The 14,635-nt window shown below is 67.4% G+C and carries 14 protein-coding genes; 9 read left to right on the top strand and 5 right to left on the bottom strand.

Annotated features, from left to right (window positions below; translation table 11 throughout):
• Positions 1–4: 4 nt before the first annotated feature.
• The 9 genes from hisB (at position 5) to ACSAMQ_RS06095 (ending at position 9,163) form a co-directional block, all read left to right on the top strand.
• Positions 5–1,204 (top strand): histidinol-phosphatase, encoded by a 1,200-nt coding sequence (hisB, locus tag ACSAMQ_RS06135; protein ID WP_435394824.1) that lies wholly within the window; start codon positions 5–7, stop codon positions 1,202–1,204.
• A complete protein-coding gene (gene hisH / locus ACSAMQ_RS06130) occupies positions 1,204–1,815 on the top strand; it encodes an imidazole glycerol phosphate synthase subunit HisH (protein WP_435394808.1) in 612 nt (203 codons plus the stop codon). Before hisB ends, hisH begins: the two co-directional genes overlap by 1 nt.
• 2 nt (positions 1,816–1,817) lie before the next feature.
• Positions 1,818–2,567 carry a 1-(5-phosphoribosyl)-5-[(5-phosphoribosylamino)methylideneamino]imidazole-4-carboxamide isomerase gene (gene hisA / locus ACSAMQ_RS06125; RefSeq protein ID WP_435394807.1) on the top strand — a complete coding sequence of 250 codons (750 nt, stop codon included), beginning with the start codon at positions 1,818–1,820 and terminating at the stop codon, positions 2,565–2,567.
• On the top strand, positions 2,561–3,346 hold the full coding sequence (hisF, locus tag ACSAMQ_RS06120; RefSeq protein WP_435394806.1) for an imidazole glycerol phosphate synthase subunit HisF: 786 nt from the start codon (positions 2,561–2,563) through the stop codon (positions 3,344–3,346). Before hisA ends, hisF begins: the two co-directional genes overlap by 7 nt.
• A gap of 25 nt (positions 3,347–3,371) precedes the next feature.
• The gene (hisIE, locus tag ACSAMQ_RS06115; protein WP_435394823.1) at positions 3,372–4,010 is read left to right on the top strand and encodes a bifunctional phosphoribosyl-AMP cyclohydrolase/phosphoribosyl-ATP diphosphatase HisIE; all 639 of its coding nucleotides are present in this window, start codon (positions 3,372–3,374) and stop codon (positions 4,008–4,010) included.
• Between the two features lie 1,924 nt (positions 4,011–5,934).
• Positions 5,935–7,557 (top strand): calcineurin-like phosphoesterase C-terminal domain-containing protein, encoded by a 1,623-nt coding sequence (locus tag ACSAMQ_RS06110; RefSeq protein WP_435394805.1) that lies wholly within the window; start codon positions 5,935–5,937, stop codon positions 7,555–7,557.
• 4 nt (positions 7,558–7,561) lie between these two features.
• Positions 7,562–8,140: a YdeI/OmpD-associated family protein gene (locus tag ACSAMQ_RS06105; RefSeq protein ID WP_435394804.1), complete on the top strand. Its 579-nt coding sequence runs from the start codon at positions 7,562–7,564 to the stop codon at positions 8,138–8,140.
• Between the two features lie 339 nt (positions 8,141–8,479).
• Positions 8,480–8,935: a type II 3-dehydroquinate dehydratase gene (locus tag ACSAMQ_RS06100; RefSeq protein WP_435394822.1), complete on the top strand. Its 456-nt coding sequence runs from the start codon at positions 8,480–8,482 to the stop codon at positions 8,933–8,935.
• 9 nt (positions 8,936–8,944) lie between these two features.
• Positions 8,945–9,163, top strand: a complete 219-nt coding sequence (locus ACSAMQ_RS06095; protein ID WP_435394803.1) for a hypothetical protein — start codon at positions 8,945–8,947, stop codon at positions 9,161–9,163.
• 153 nt (positions 9,164–9,316) lie between these two features.
• Here ACSAMQ_RS06095 and mtnC read toward each other — a convergent pair whose 3' ends face one another.
• The 5 genes from mtnC to ACSAMQ_RS06070 form a co-directional block, all read right to left on the bottom strand.
• Positions 9,317–10,012, bottom strand: coding sequence for an acireductone synthase (mtnC, locus tag ACSAMQ_RS06090; protein WP_435394802.1), 696 nt, complete (start codon positions 10,010–10,012; stop codon positions 9,317–9,319).
• 147 nt (positions 10,013–10,159) lie between these two features.
• Positions 10,160–10,717: a 1,2-dihydroxy-3-keto-5-methylthiopentene dioxygenase gene (locus ACSAMQ_RS06085; protein WP_435394801.1), complete on the bottom strand. Its 558-nt coding sequence runs from the start codon at positions 10,715–10,717 to the stop codon at positions 10,160–10,162.
• Positions 10,714–11,352, bottom strand: coding sequence for a methylthioribulose 1-phosphate dehydratase (locus tag ACSAMQ_RS06080; protein ID WP_435394800.1), 639 nt, complete (start codon positions 11,350–11,352; stop codon positions 10,714–10,716). Before ACSAMQ_RS06080 ends, ACSAMQ_RS06085 begins: the two co-directional genes overlap by 4 nt.
• A 124-nt stretch (positions 11,353–11,476) precedes the next feature.
• Entirely contained in the window at positions 11,477–12,907 is a 1,431-nt protein-coding gene (locus ACSAMQ_RS06075; protein WP_435394799.1) for an amino acid permease, read from the bottom strand.
• A gap of 232 nt (positions 12,908–13,139) precedes the next feature.
• Positions 13,140–14,618, bottom strand: a complete 1,479-nt coding sequence (locus ACSAMQ_RS06070; protein WP_435394798.1) for an amino acid permease — start codon at positions 14,616–14,618, stop codon at positions 13,140–13,142.
• Between the last annotated feature and the right edge of the window lie 17 nt (positions 14,619–14,635).

The raw sequence follows: 14,635 nt of genomic DNA, 5'->3' as shown, positions 1-14,635 counted from the left end.
CGCGCTGACGCCGATCCTGTTCGTCGACCGCGACGGCACCCTGATCGAGGAGCCGGCCGATTTCCAGATCGACAGCTACGCCAAGCTGCGTTTCGTGCGCGGGGTGATCCCGGCGATGCTGAAGCTGCGCGACGCCGGCTACCAGTTCGTGATGGTCACCAACCAGGACGGCCTCGGCACCGAGGCGTATCCGCGCTGGAGTTTCGACGGCCCGCACCAGTTGATGATGCAGGTGTTCGAAAGCCAGGGCATCGTGTTCCGCGAGGTGCTCATCGACACCAGTTTCCCGGCCGAGAACCTGCCCACCCGCAAGCCCGGCATCGGTCTGGCGCTGCCGCTGTTGAAGGACCGCGGCATCGACTGGGCGCGCTCGGCGATGGTCGGCGACCGCGAGACCGACAACGGCTTCGCCGCCAACCTCGGCATCCGCGCGTTCCAGCTGCGCACCGGGCAGTTCGGCGGCGAGTGGGACTGGGCCGGCATCGCCCACGCCCTGGCCGACTGCCCGCGCACCGCGCGGGTGCAGCGCAATACCCGCGAGACCCGGATCGAGGTCGCGGTCGACCTGGACCGCGTCGCCGAACCCAAGGTCCACACCGGCCTGGGCTTCTTCGACCACATGCTCGAACAGATCGGCAAGCACGGCGGTTTCGCCCTGGAGCTGCGCTGCGAGGGCGACCTGCACATCGACGAGCACCACACCATCGAAGACAGCGCGCTGGCGCTGGGGCAGGCCCTGCGCGAGGCGCTCGGCGACAAGCGCGGCATCGGCCGCTACGGCTTCGACGCGGTGGCGGCGGGCGGTTCGGAGCGTGCGGGCGAGGAAAGCACACTTCAGCGAGTCGCAACCGAAGAAAGCACATTTGCGGAAAGCACACTTCAAGAAAGCACACCAGGCCGACACACCGTCGTATTGCCGATGGACGAAACGCTGGCGCGCGCGGCGCTGGATTTCTCCGGCCGCCCGTATTTCGTGTTTTCCGGCACCTTCGCGCGCGAGCGGGTCGGCGATTTCCCGACCGAACTGGTCGCGCATTTCTTCCGTTCGCTGTGCGAAACCGCCGGGCTCAACCTGAATCTGAACGTGGAAGGTGATAACGATCACCACAAGGTTGAGGCTTGCTTCAAATCCGTGGCGCGCGCGCTGCGCCAGGCGATCCGCCGCGAAGGTCGCGAATTGCCGAGTACCAAAGGGGTCCTGTGATGTCGTGGGTGGTAGTCGTCGACTCGGGTGGGGGGAACATCGGCTCGGTGCGTTATGCATTGGAGCGGCTGGGTGCGCGTTCGATCCTGAGCGCCGACCCCGCAACGATCGCCTCGGCCGATCGCGTGATCCTGCCGGGCGTGGGCGCAGCTGCCCCCGCGATGGCGAGGTTGCGGGAACGGGGCCTGGTCGATCCGATCCGCCGCTTGCAGCAGCCGTTGCTCGGGATCTGCCTGGGCATGCAGCTGCTGTACGAGTCCTCGGAGGAGGGCGAGGTCGAGTGCCTCGGACTCCTTCCGGGCCGGATCACCAGGCTGCAATCAGGACCAGGAGTACGTGTGCCTCACATGGGCTGGAATTTCCTCGACAAATGCGAAACGCCCACCGGCGCCCCGGGATTGTTGACCGGCATCGGCGAGCGCGACCAAGCCTATTTCGTCCACAGTTACGCCGCGCCGCTGACCTCGGACACCCTGGCCAGCGCCAGCTACGGCCGCAGCTTCACTGCGGTCGCCGGGCGCGGGCGTTGCTACGGCGCCCAGTTCCATCCGGAGCGCTCGGCCGCCGTCGGCTCGCGCCTGCTCGCCAATTTCCTGGCGTTGGAGGCGTGAACATGGGCAACAGCACGCTATATCCCGCGATCGACGTTCGCGACGGTCGGGTCGTCCGCCTGCACCAGGGCGACTACGCCCAGGAGACCCGTTACGAGACCGAGCCGCTCGCCCTGGCCACGCGCTACGCCGAGGCCGGCGCCAAGTGGCTGCACCTGATCGACCTCGACGCCGCCCGCTACGGCGGCTATACCCTGGCGCCGTTGTTGCGCGCGATCACCACCTCCAGCTGGATGCGCGTGCAGACCGGCGGCGGGGTGCGCAGCGAGGCCGACGTCGAGGCCATCCTCGACGCCGGCGCGGACCGGGTCGTGGTCGGTTCGCTGGCGATCAAAGAACCCGAGCTGGTGATCGGCTGGCTCAAGCGCTTCGGCGCCGACCGCATCACCATCGCCCTGGACGTGCGCCAGAACAGCGAAGGCGACTGGGAACTGCCGGTGGCCGGCTGGACCGAGGACAGCGGCGTGCGCCTGGAGCCCTTGCTCGAACGCTATGCCCAGGCCGGCCTGCGCCACCTGCTGTGCACCGACGTCTCCCGCGACGGTACCCTGGCCGGGCCGAACCTCGACCTGTACCGGCACATCCACGAGGTCGCTCCGCACGTGCAGCTGCAGGCCTCCGGCGGCATCCGCGACATCGCCGACATCGTCGCCGCCGACGGCGTCGGCTGCGCCGGCGCGGTGCTCGGCAAGGCGCTGATCGAAGGCCGGTTCGAACTGACGGATGCCTTGCGCCAGGTGCGCCGATGCTGAACGGATTGAGCCGGCGCATCGTGCCTTGCCTGGACGTGCGCGATGGGCGCGTGGTCAAGGGCGTGCGTTTCCGCGACCACGTCGACATGGGCGACATCGTCGAGCTGGCGTTGCGTTATCGCGACGAGGGCGCCGACGAGTTGGTGTTCTACGACATCACCGCCAGCCCGCAGGGCCGTAGCGTCGACCGCGACTGGGTCGAGCGCGTCTCGCGCGCGATCGACATACCGTTCTGCGTCGCCGGCGGCATCCGCTCGGTCGACGACGCGCGCGGCGTGCTCAACGCCGGCGCCGACAAGATCTCGATCAACACCCCGGCGCTGGAGCGACCCGAGCTGATCGGCGAAATCGCCGGGGAGTTCGGCGTGCAGTGCGTGGTGGTCGGCATCGACAGCCTGCGCGACCCCGACGGCGTATGGCGGGTGCGCCAGTACACCGGCGACCCGACCCGCACCCAGGCCCTGGCCCGGCGCACCCTGGACTGGGTGGTCGAGGCGCAGCGGCGCGGCGCCGGCGAGATCGTGCTCAACTGCATGGGCAGCGACGGCGTGCGCAGCGGTTACGATCTCGAACAGCTCGCCGCGGTGCGGGCGATCTGCGAGGTGCCGCTGGTGGCTTCCGGCGGCGCCGGCGCGATCGAGCATTTCGGCGCGGTGTTCCTGCAGGCCGACGTCGACGCGGCCCTGGCCGCGAGCGTGTTCCACTCCGGCAGCATCCGCATTCCGGCCTTGAAAGCAGCATTGCGAGAGCAGGGTGTCCCAGTCCGACAGCTCCACTAATCCTTCGGTAGCAGCGTCCGCGACGCTGAGTCCCGAGCAGATCGACGCCCTGGCCTGGGACAAGCAGGACGGCCTGCTGCCGGCGGTGGTCCAGGACGCGGCCAACCTGCGCATGCTGATGCTGGGCTACATGGACCGTGCGGCGTTGCGGGTCACCCTCGACAGCGGCCACGTCACCTTCTTCAGCCGCAGCAAACAGCGGCTGTGGACCAAGGGCGAAAGCTCCGGCCATCACCTCGACCTGGTCTCGATCGAGACCGATTGCGATCGGGACACCTTGCTGGTGCGCGCGCGTCCGCACGGCCCGACCTGCCATCTCGGTCGCGACAGCTGCTTCCCGTCCGCGCCCGCCGACATCGCGGCCTTTCTCGGCGAACTCGACGGCCTGATCGCCGAGCGCGAACGCGAGCGCCCGGCCGGCAGCTACACCACCAAGCTGTTCGAGAAGGGCGTGCGCTCGATCGCCCAGAAAGTCGGCGAGGAAGGCGTGGAGACCGCGCTGGCCGCGGTGGCCGAAGACGATGCCGCCCTGTGCGGCGAAGCCGCCGACCTGCTGTTTCACCTGCAAGTGCTGCTGCGCGCGCGCGGCCTGTCGCTGGCCGACGCGGTGGCGGTGCTGCGCGAGCGGCATGGCAAGCCGCACCGGGGTTCGCAGGGCGATTAGTCCGTCCTGGAGTGTTCGCATCGTCTCCCGCGATCCGCCGCTCTCGGGGTAGGAGCGGTGCAAGCCGCGACATCGCCTTGACATTCTTGCGGCGTCTCTTTCAATTAAAGATCAGGATCAAGATCAAACCCAAAGTTTCCGCCACTAAAGCGGCGTGTTACTTTCTTTTGTCTAAAGCAACAAAAGAAAGGTAACCAAAGAAAAGTGCTTTTGTTTTAATCAAAGGCCCGAACGATCGAAGCCGACGCAGGTGATGCTCCAGACAGGCCATCCATGGCCTGCCTGCGCACGACCCGCATCCCTGCGGGCCGCCCTCCGGGTCTTCTGTTGACCGGCAAGGCGGCAAAGCAGATCAAAATCACGGCAACGGCAACGGCAACGGCAACGGCAACGGTTGACCGACCGCGTCCGCTCTCGGGTAGGAGCGGCGCAAGCCGCGACCATGCAACCCGATTGCTTGCGCCGCCATCCGCAGATTCGCGGTCGCGGCTTGCGCCGCTCCTACCCCGGCGAAAGCGCGCCGCTTCGACGGATGAGATTGGCCCTGGCGTTCCCGCGCGTCCCTTGGTCGCGGCTTACGCCGCTCCTACAGGAAGGCGTCGTCGTTCTCCGATTTCCTGTTTTTGGCCGTGGCCGTGACCGTAGTCGTGACCGTAGCCTTAGTTCTTGACGTTGATGTTGCCGTGCGCAGGTCCGCACTAACGAAGGCCATAGAAGACCCGGAGGGCGGCCCGCAGGGATGCGGGCCGTTTTTCATCGGGACAGGGAGGTCCCGTATGAAAAATCCCTGCGGAAGCACCGCTCGCGCGGGCCCTTGGTTCAAGGAAAAGCACTTTTCTTTGGTTACCTTTCTTTTGTTGCTTTAGACAAAAGAAAGTAACCCGCCGCTTTAGTGGCGGAAGCTTTGGGTTTGATCCTGATCCTGTCCTGATCTTGATCTTGATGTTGATGTTGATGTTGATTGAAAGAAGCGCCACGAGACCGCCACAACGCGGTCGCGGCTTGCGCCGCTCCTACCCGGGCGCAAGTGCGCCGCTTCGATGGATGACGACGGCCTTCAGATCTCCGCGCGTCCCGCGGTCGCGGCTCACGCCGCTCCTACAGGGGGAGGGCGCCGCCGTTCTCCGATTTCCTGTTTTTAGCCGTGGCCGTGGCCGTGACCGTAGTCGTGACCGCGGCCTTAGTTCTTGATGTTGATGTTGATGTTGATGTTGATGTTGCTTTGCGCAGGTCCGCACTAGCGAAGGCCAAAGAAGACCCGGAGGGCGGCCCGCAGGGATGCGGGCCGTTTTTCATCGGGACAGGGATGTCCCGTATGAAAAATCCCTGCGGAAGCACCACTCGCGCGGGCCCTTGATTCAAGGAAAAGCACTTTTCTTTGGTTACCTTTCTTTTGTTGCTTTAGACAAAAGAAAGTAACCCGCCGCTTTAGTGGCGGAAGCTTTGGGTTTGATCTTGATCTTGATCTTGATTGAGAAGCGCCGCGAGACCGCCACAACGCGGTCGCGGCTTGCGCCGCTCCTACCCCGGCGCAAGTGCGCCGCTTCGATGGATGACGACGGCCTTCAGATCTCCGCGCGTCCCGCGGTCGCGGCTTGCGCCGTTCCTACCCCGGCGCAAGTGCGCCGCTTCAATGGATGACGACGGCCTTCAGATCTCCGCGCGTCCCGTGGTCGCGAAGCACGTCGCTACTGCAAAGGGCAGCCTACGACGCAGGGCCGCGAATCCATCCCTGTAGGAGCGGCGTAAGCCGCGACTGCGAACCCGCAACCGCCGTCGTACCCGCACCACCGGCGAATGTCCCCAGGGACGGCTGGCCACCGGTCAGCACGATGCCGGCTCCTCCCTCCATCCCACAGCGTGCCGCCGGCCTCGGTCCGGGCCGAGGATCGCCGCATAATGAGCGCTCATTCCGGAGTCCTCCATGCGTCCGTCCTTGTTCGCCGTCGCCTTGTGGTTCGCCTTGGCCGTCCCCGCCACCTCGGTGGCGCAGGCGGCGCCCTGCGACGGCGGCCGCGTGTTCGAAGACCGCAACGGCAACGGTCGGCGCGATGCCGGCGAGCGCGGCCTGCCGGGGCAGCGGGTGTCCGACGGCGAGCGCATCGCGGTCACCGACGCGCAGGGCAGGTTCCGGTTGCCGCTGCGAGATAACCGCAGCCAGTTCCTGATCAAGCCGGCCGGGTATCGTTTGGCGAGTCGCGCCAGCGGGCTGCCGGACTATTGGCTCAACGTGCGGCTGCAGGACGGGCCGGCGCTGAAGTACGGCGGCATGCCGGTGGCGACGGGCTGCCGCGACTACGGCCTGATTCCCGAGCGCCGCACGCCGGCCGGCGCGCTCGACGTGCTGGTGTTCGCCGACCCGCAAACCAAGACCGCGACCGATGTCGATTACTACCGCCGCGACATCGTCGAACCGCTGCTTGTCGGCCACGCCGGCGCGCGCGTGGCCGACCTCGGATTGAGCCTGGGCGATATCACCCACGACGATTTGACGCTGTACCCGCAGCTCAATGCGGTCACCGCCCGCCTCGGGGTGCCGTGGCTGCATGCGCCGGGCAACCACGACCTGGATTTCGATGCGACGCGCGACGAGGACTCGCTGCTGAGTTTCCGCCATGTCTACGGGCCCGACAGCTACGCCTGGGAGGAGCCGCAGGCGAATTTCGTGGTGCTCGACGACGTGGTCTATCAGCCGGGCGGCAAGCCCGATTACATCGGCGGCCTGCGTCCGGACCAGTTCGCCTTCCTGGAAAACTATCTGGCCGGCGCATCGAAACAGCGCCTGCTGGTGCTCGCCCTGCACATCCCCTTGTTCGACGCGGCGCCGGGCCGCGAGACCTTCCGCCGGGCCGATCGCGAGCGTTTGTTCGCGCTGCTGAAGGAGTTCCCGAACGTCCTGGTGCTCAGCGGCCACAGCCACACTCAGCGGCATGTCTTCCACGACGCCGCCGAGGGTTGGCAGGGCGCAAAACCGCTGCACGAGTACAACGTCGGCGCGGCCTGCGGCGCGTTCTGGTCCGGGGTCAAGGATGCGCAGGGCATCCCGGATACGACCATGAGCGACGGCACCCCGAACGGTTATGCGCGACTGTCGGTGCGCAATGACGCCGGCTATGGCCTGCGTTGGTTCCCGGCGCGCCAGAGCGACAGCGGCCAGGCCGCGAGTCCTTATCTGCGCCTGTATCTGCCGAAGGCGGTGCGGCGCGGCTCCTACCCGGTCCGCGGCGTGTTCGCGAACGTCTACATGGGCCGCGAGGACAGCCGCGTCGAATACCGCATCGACCAGGGCGAGTGGAAGCCGATGCGGCGCATCGAGCAACCCGACCCGGCGGTGCTGGCCGAGAACGCGCGCGACGACCAGGCCGAACGCTTGCGCGGCTACGACCGCGCCGCCATCGCCACGCCGTCGGCGCATTTGTGGAATGCGATGCTGCCCACCGATGCGGCCGCCGGCGAACACCGGGTCGAGGTGCGGGTGTTCGACCCGTGGCAGGGCGAGCAGCGCCTGTCCGCCTCCTACCGTCTGCTCGACGCCGCACAGGACTGACCCCATGGCCGCACTCGACGAATCGCCGATCATCGTCTTCGACGACGCTGCCGCTTTCGAGCAATGGCTGCTCGCTCACCCCGAGGCGAGCGGGGTGTGGCTGAAGATCGCCAAGAAAGGCCAGAACGCAGTGACGGTGAACTACGAGCAGGCCCTCGACGTGGCCCTGTGCCACGGCTGGATCGACGGGCTCAAGCGCAGCTTCGACGCCTGTTTCTTCCTGCAGCGCTTCAGCCCGCGCCGGCCCAAGGGGCTGTGGTCGAAGATCAACATCGGGAAGGTCGAGCGACTGATCGCCGAGGGCCGCATGGCGGCCGGTGGGCTGCGCGAGGTCGAGGCGGCCAAGGCCGACGGACGCTGGGACGCGGCCTACGATTCGGCCAGCAAGATCGAAGTGCCCGACGACCTGGCCAAGGCGCTCGACCGGCAGCCCAAGGCGCGCGCGTTTTTCGAGCAGCTCGACAAGACCAACCGCTATGCAGTGCTGTGGCGCGTGCAGACCGCGAAGAAGCCGGAGACGCGCGCAAGCCGGATCGAGAAGTTGGTGGCGATGCTGGCGCGGGGCGAGAAGATTCACGGGTGAGGGGCGCGGCCGCCTGCCTGAGCTGATTGATGTGGTTGCCGCCATAGCGAGCATCGTTCTTTCGCCGCGATTTTGGCGCGGCGTGGTCGCGGCTTGCGCCGCTCCTACCCCTTTGTTGCGCAGCTTCTGGGTAGGAGCGGCGCGAGCCGCGACATCGAACATCGGCCACGGCGCAATCGCCGCCGTCGCGGTGTAGCCGCCTGCGCCCATACGCCGCGCTTCGTTCAAGAATTGACGCCGGTTTTACGCCGCCGCCGGCGCCGCGAATGGCGCCTTTACGCCCCTCGTTCCTACAGTGCTCCGCAGGCGCGCCACCCCGAGTGCGCCGTGAGTAGCGACGTGTCGATCCTGATCCTGCGCGGCCCGCAAGGCGGTATGTCCGAGGTTGATCCGAGCGCGCCGGCCCTGGCCGGCGCGGTGCGCGCGAGCCTGGTCGAGCGCGCCGCCATCGCCGGCAAGACGCTCGCGCTGCGCAGCTGCCGCAGCGAAGCCGAACTGGTCGACTGCCTGCAGGCGATGCGCGCGGCCAATACCGAACTGCTGTTGCTGGACCCCGGCGCCTGCGTGCCGCCGAGCGAGGCCTTGCGCGGCGCGCTGGCGCGCTTGCCGATGCCCTACATCGAAGTCCACGACGACGACATGGGCGCCTTGGAGCCGTCGATCGCGCCGCGATGCGGCCCGCGTCTGCGCCTGGTCCATGGCTACGCCGCGCAGAGCTATACCTTGGCCCTGTCGATCGCCCTGGAGCACCTGGGCTGCACCGAAAGCGGCAACGACGTCCACGTCGGCACCTGAGCCGCGCGCATGAGCCCGGCGTCGGGGCACCATTTCTATTTCGCCGATTACGAGATCCGGGTCGGCGGCCGGTTCTGCATCCGCGGCGAGACCACGCTCGACTACGCGCCGCCGGAAGCCGGCGGGTTCGATCCGGCGGAATTGGTCGAGCGGATCCGCAGCCAGGTCGCCAGCGAACGCGGTGTGGAGCGCGATGAAGTGCGGATCCGGCATCTGAGCCGGTTGTAGCGGGACGGCGCTGCGCTCATCGCAGCGTGGCATTGCGGTAGGCCATCGCGGTCCGACCGCCGGCGTGGGTTCGCGGTCGCGGCTTGCCCCGCGCCCGCCCAGGAGCGGCGTCGGCAAAGGGCAGGGAGCGCGGCGGCGAACCGCCGCCCGCCGTCAAACCTCGACCTGGGCGAACGATTCCGCGCGGGTATGGCCGTGGGTCGCTTCGCCTTCGCGCGGCTGCGGGTAGTCGTCGAGGCGGTCGATCAGCACGGTGGCCAGGCCGGCTTCGCGCGCAGCGTCGAGTTCCTCGACCACGTCGGACAGGAACAGGATCTCGTCCGCCGGCAAGCCGATCGACTCGGCAATACGCGCATAACTGTCGCGTTCGCGCTTGCCGCCGACTTCGGTGTCGAACCAACCCGAGAACAAGCCGGTCAGGTCGCCGGCGTCGCTGTGGCCGAACAGCAGCCGCTGCGCCGGCACGCTGCCGGAAGAATAGACGTACAGGCGCTGGCCCTGCTCCTTCCACCGGCGCAGCGCCGGGGCTGCGTCGGGGTACATGTGCGAGGTGAAGTCGGCGCTCTTGTAGCCGTCGGCCCAGATCATGCCCTGCAGCGCCTTGAGCGCGGTGTGCTTGCGGTCCTGGTCGATCCAGCCCTGCAGCACCTCGACCACCACCGAGTCCTGGCAGACGCCGCCGTTTTCCAGCGCGACCGCATCCAGCCATTTGCGCACCGCCGGCTCGCGTCCGCGCGCTGCGACGAAGGCGGGCAGGGCGCGGCGCGCGTACGGGAACAGCACGTCCTTGACGAACGAAATACTGCTGGTGGTGCCTTCGATATCGGTGAGGATGGCGCGGATGGGCATAGGACCGGTCGTGTGCGAGAGAAGTGAGGAACGAGCGTTGGGCGTCATGCGCGCAGTGAGCGCCAGCGGGGGCCGGCGAACGAGCGAGGCGAATCGGGTGCGAGCGCAACCCGCTCGTTCCTCACTCCTCTTCGCTCGTTACTAGACTCACCCCGCCTGGCCCTTCTCGTAGCGCGGAAACTGCTGGGCCAGGTCGCTGCCGGTGAAGTGGCCGACCCAGCCGTCCGGCTCGGTGAAGAAGCGGATCGCGACGAAGCTCGGCTCCGGGCCCATGTCGAACCAGTGCAGGGTGCTGTCGGGCACCGAGATCAGGTCGCCCTGTTCGCACTTGATCTCGTAGACCTTCGGTTCCACGTGCAGGGTGAACAGGCCCGAGCCGGCGACGAAGAAACGCACTTCGTCTTCCTTGTGGTAGTGCTCGTCGAGGAACTTGCTGCGCATCGTTTCGCGCTGCGGGTTGTTCGGGGCGATGCTGACCACGTCGACGGTCTTGAAGCCGCGTTCGGCGACGAGGCGGTCGATGTCGCCGCGGTAGGCGGCCATGATCGCCTCGGGCGGGTCGCCCGGCTTGACCGGCTGCGCGGCCTGCCATTGCTCGAAGCCGACGCCGATCCTGGCGAGCTCGCGCGCGATCTCGCCCTGGTCGGAAGTGCTCAGCTGCGGGGTGTCGGGTTGGTCCTCGACGAAAATGCGCAGGCGACTCATCGCTGCAGTCTCCTCAGTTCCAGTTCGCATCCCAGCAGGAATTCGAACGCCTCCAGATGGCGCCGGGCCTCGGCCATGTCGCGGCCCCAGGCATACAGGCCATGGCCGTCGATCAGATAGCCCCACATCGCCTGGCGGTCGAGGGTGGCGTCGACCTGGGCGGCCAGGGTCGGCATGTCCTGGGTGTTCGGGTAGACCGGCAGGTCCAGCGCGGTCTCGTGAGTGGTGGTGCCGGAGAAGGCCTTGAGCAGCTCGTAGCCTTCCAGGTGGACGTGGCCGGCGCCGGCGTACAGGCGCGAGGCCACGGTCTGGGTCTGCGAATGGGTGTGCAGGACGCAGCCGACCTGGGGATAGCGCTTGTACAGCTGGGTGTGCAGCAGGGTCTCGGCCGAGGGGCGGTGGCTGGTCGCGACCGGCTGGCCGTCGAGGTCGACCACCATGATGTCGCCTTCGGTCAGCCGGCCCTTGTCGCGGCCGGAGACGGTGATGGCGACGTGCTGGGCGTCGATGCGGCTGGAGAAATTGCTGCTCGTGGCCGGGGTCCAGCCGCGCAGCGCCAGCTCGCGCACGTTGACGATGATCTCGCCGGCGCAGTGCGACAGGCGTTGGGGGTCGTAGGGCAGAGAGCTGTTCATGGTCTCAGTTTACAAACAAACGGCGACCGGATCGCTCCGGTCGCCGCGTCATTGCCGGTCCTGGCGGCAACACAGCGTTGCCGCGGGGCCGCGATGGGCCGCTCGAAGGCCGGCCGGGGGCCGTTCAGCTGTTCTTGCGCATGCGGCTGTGGCGGAAGCTGTAGGCGAAGTAGATGGCGAACCCGATGCCGGTCCAGATGCCCATCAGCATCCAGTTGTGCGCGGTCATGGTCGACAGCAGCACCAGGCAGCTGCCGATGCCGGCCAGGCAGATCACCCAGGCGAACGGGATCCGGAACGGGCGCGGCAAATCGGGCTGGGTGCGGCGCAGGATCAGCACGCCGGCGCAGACCGAGGCGAAGGCGATCAGGGTGCCCATCGAGGTCATGTCGCCGAGGATGTCGAGCGGGAACAGGGCGGCCAGCAGGGCGATGCCGATGCCGGTGATCACCGTGTTGATGTGCGGGGTACGGTACTTCGGGTGGATCTTGGTGAACACCGGCGGCAGCAGGCCGTCGCGCGCCATGATCATGAAGATGCGCGGCTGGCCGATGATCATCACCAGCACCACCGAGGACAGGCCGACCAGGGCGCCGATCTCGACCACCAGGCGCAGCCAGTTCAGCTCCGGATGGCCGGCGATGGCGGTGACCACCGGCTCGTCGGTGCCGAGCAGGGTGTACGGGGCCAGGCCGGTCATGACCGCGGCCATGCCGATGTAGAGCACGGTGCAGATCGCCAGCGAGGCCAGCATGCCGATCGGCATGTCCTTCTGCGGCTTGTGCGACTCCTGCGCCGCCACCGACACCGCCTCGAAGCCGATGTAGGCGAAGAACACCATCGAGGCGCCGCGCAGCACGCCTTCCCAGCCGTACTTGCCGGGGCCCTGCGACTCGGGGATGAACGGCTGCCACAGGGTCGGGTCGACGTATTTCCAGCCGACCACGATCACCAGGACGATCAGGCCAGACTTCAGCAGCACCATCGCCATGTTCATGGCCGAGGACTTGCGGATGCCCACGTAGCACAGCCAGGTCAGCAGCAGCACGATCGCCGCCGCCGGCAGGTTGGCGATCGCGCCGGTCGGACGCAGCTTGGCGTCGAGCGGCGCCTGCACCAGCGCGGCGGGCAGGGTGATGCCGAAATGTTCCAGCAGACTGAGCAGATAGCCGGTCCAACTGACCGCCACCGCCGAGGCCGAGACGCCGTACTCCAATATCAGCATCCAGCCGATGAACCAGGCGGCGAGTTCGCCGAGGGTGGCGTAGGTGTAGGTATAGGCGCTGCCCGAGACCGGCACCATCGCGGCGAACTCGGCATAGGCCAGGGCGCAGAAGGTGCAGCAGATCGCCGCGAGCACGAACGACAGCATGATCGCCGGGCCGGCGTGCTCGGCCGCGGCCTTGCCGGTGATGACGAAGATGCCGCCGCCGATCACCGCGCCGATGCCGAGCGCGGTCAGGCCCCACGGCCCGAGCGTGCGGTGCAGGCTCAGCCCTTCGGCGTCGGTGTGGGCGGCGTGCGGGTGTTTGGTCGCCCAGAGTTGTCCCAGCATGTATTTCTTCCTGGTGCTGCTTGCGGCCGAGCCCGGACCCTCGCCCGTCATTCCCGAAGGCGGGAATCCAGGGCCATCGCCGGCGCACTGTGAAGTCTCTGGATCCCCGTCTTCGCGGGGATGACGGCTTCAAGACAGGTCGGCGTAGTTCGGGGCGGGAACGATGGAGGCGGTGTCGTGAAAAGGAAAAAGGCCGGCGGAAACTCCGCCGGCCTTGCCGACTGCATGCCGGTCAGGCGCCGTTGGCGGCCTTGCGCAGCTTGCTGTTGCGGTAGCCGTAGCCGAAGTAGATCAGCATGCCGATCGCGGTCCAGCCGGTCATCAGGTGCCAATGCTCGGAGAACGGCTTCCAGAACAGGTACAGGCAGGCGGCCGCGCCGAGCGGGCAGACCAGCACGGCCAGCGGCACGCGGAACGGGCGCGCCAGGTCCGGGCGGGTGCGGCGCAGGATCAGCACGCCGACGCAGACGGTGGCGAAGGCCAGCAGGGTGCCCATCGAGACCAGCTCGCCGAGCAGGCCGATCGGCAGGAAGCCGGCCAGCAGCGCGGCGAAGATGCCGACGATGATGGTGCCGATGTAGGGCGTCTGGAACTTCGGATGCACTTTGGCGAAGAACTTCGGCAGCAGGCCGTCCTTCGACATCGAGTAGAAGATGCGCGGCTGGCCCATCAGCATGACCAGGATCACCGAGCTCAGGCCGGCGATCGCGCCGATCTCGACCGCGAACTTCAGCCAGCCCAGCGCCGGGAAGGCTTCCAGCGCGGTTGCGACCGGCTTGGGCGTGCTCAGCATGTGGTAGGGCAGCAGGCCGGTCAGCACGCCGGAGACGATGATGTAGATGATGGTGCAGATGACCAGCGAGCCGAGGATGCCGATCGGCATGTCGCGCTGCGGGTTCTTGGCCTCGCCGGCGGCGGTGGAGACCGCGTCGAAACCGATGTAGGCGAAGAACACCACCGAGGCGCCGCGGATGATGCCGTCGAAGCCGTACTTGCCGGGGCCCTGGCTTTCCGGGATGAACGGCACCCAGTTGTCCGGGTTGATGTACTTGGCGGCGAAGGCCACGAACAGGGTGATCACCACGACCTTGATCGCGACGATGATCGAGTTGACGAAGGCCGACTGGGTGATGCCGACGTAGCACAGGCCGCTGATCGCCGCGATGATCGCCACCGCCGGCAGATTGATCAGGCCGCCGGTGTAGACGATGCTGCCGTCGACCACGTTGAGCGGCGCGGCCGCCAGCGAGGCCGGCAGGCCCATGCCGAAGGTGGTCAGCAGACTGTTGAGATAACCCGACCAGCCGACCGCGACGGTCGAGGCCGCGAACAGGTATTCGAGGACCAGGTTCCAGCCGATGAACCAGGCGACGAATTCGCCCAGGGTGGCGTAGGAATAGGAATAGGCGCTGCCGGAGACCGGCATCATCGCCGAGAACTCGGCGTAGCACAGGCCGGCGAGGGCGCAGGCGATGCCGGCGACGACGAAGCTGAGCACGATCGCCGGGCCGGCGTGTTCGGCCGCGGCGTGACCGGAGAGGACGAAGATGCCGGCGCCGATCACGGCGCCGATGCCTAGCATCACCAGTTGGGTGGCGGTCAACGATCGCTTGAGCGTCGCTTCGCCTTCAAGGCTGCCCTCTACGGGCTCGCCGGCATCCACGTGGCCGGACGGCGCCACCGGTTTGGTGATGAACAGGCCTCTCGACATCGAACTCCCCTCTCTCT

Origin of the sequence: Lysobacter sp. 1R34A (genome assembly GCF_051217035.1) — a bacterium.
Taxonomy (GTDB): Bacteria; Pseudomonadota; Gammaproteobacteria; order Xanthomonadales; family Xanthomonadaceae; genus Lysobacter.
The sequence above is the reverse complement of the archived record's forward strand: the minus strand, read 5'-3'. Positions and strand labels throughout refer to the sequence as shown.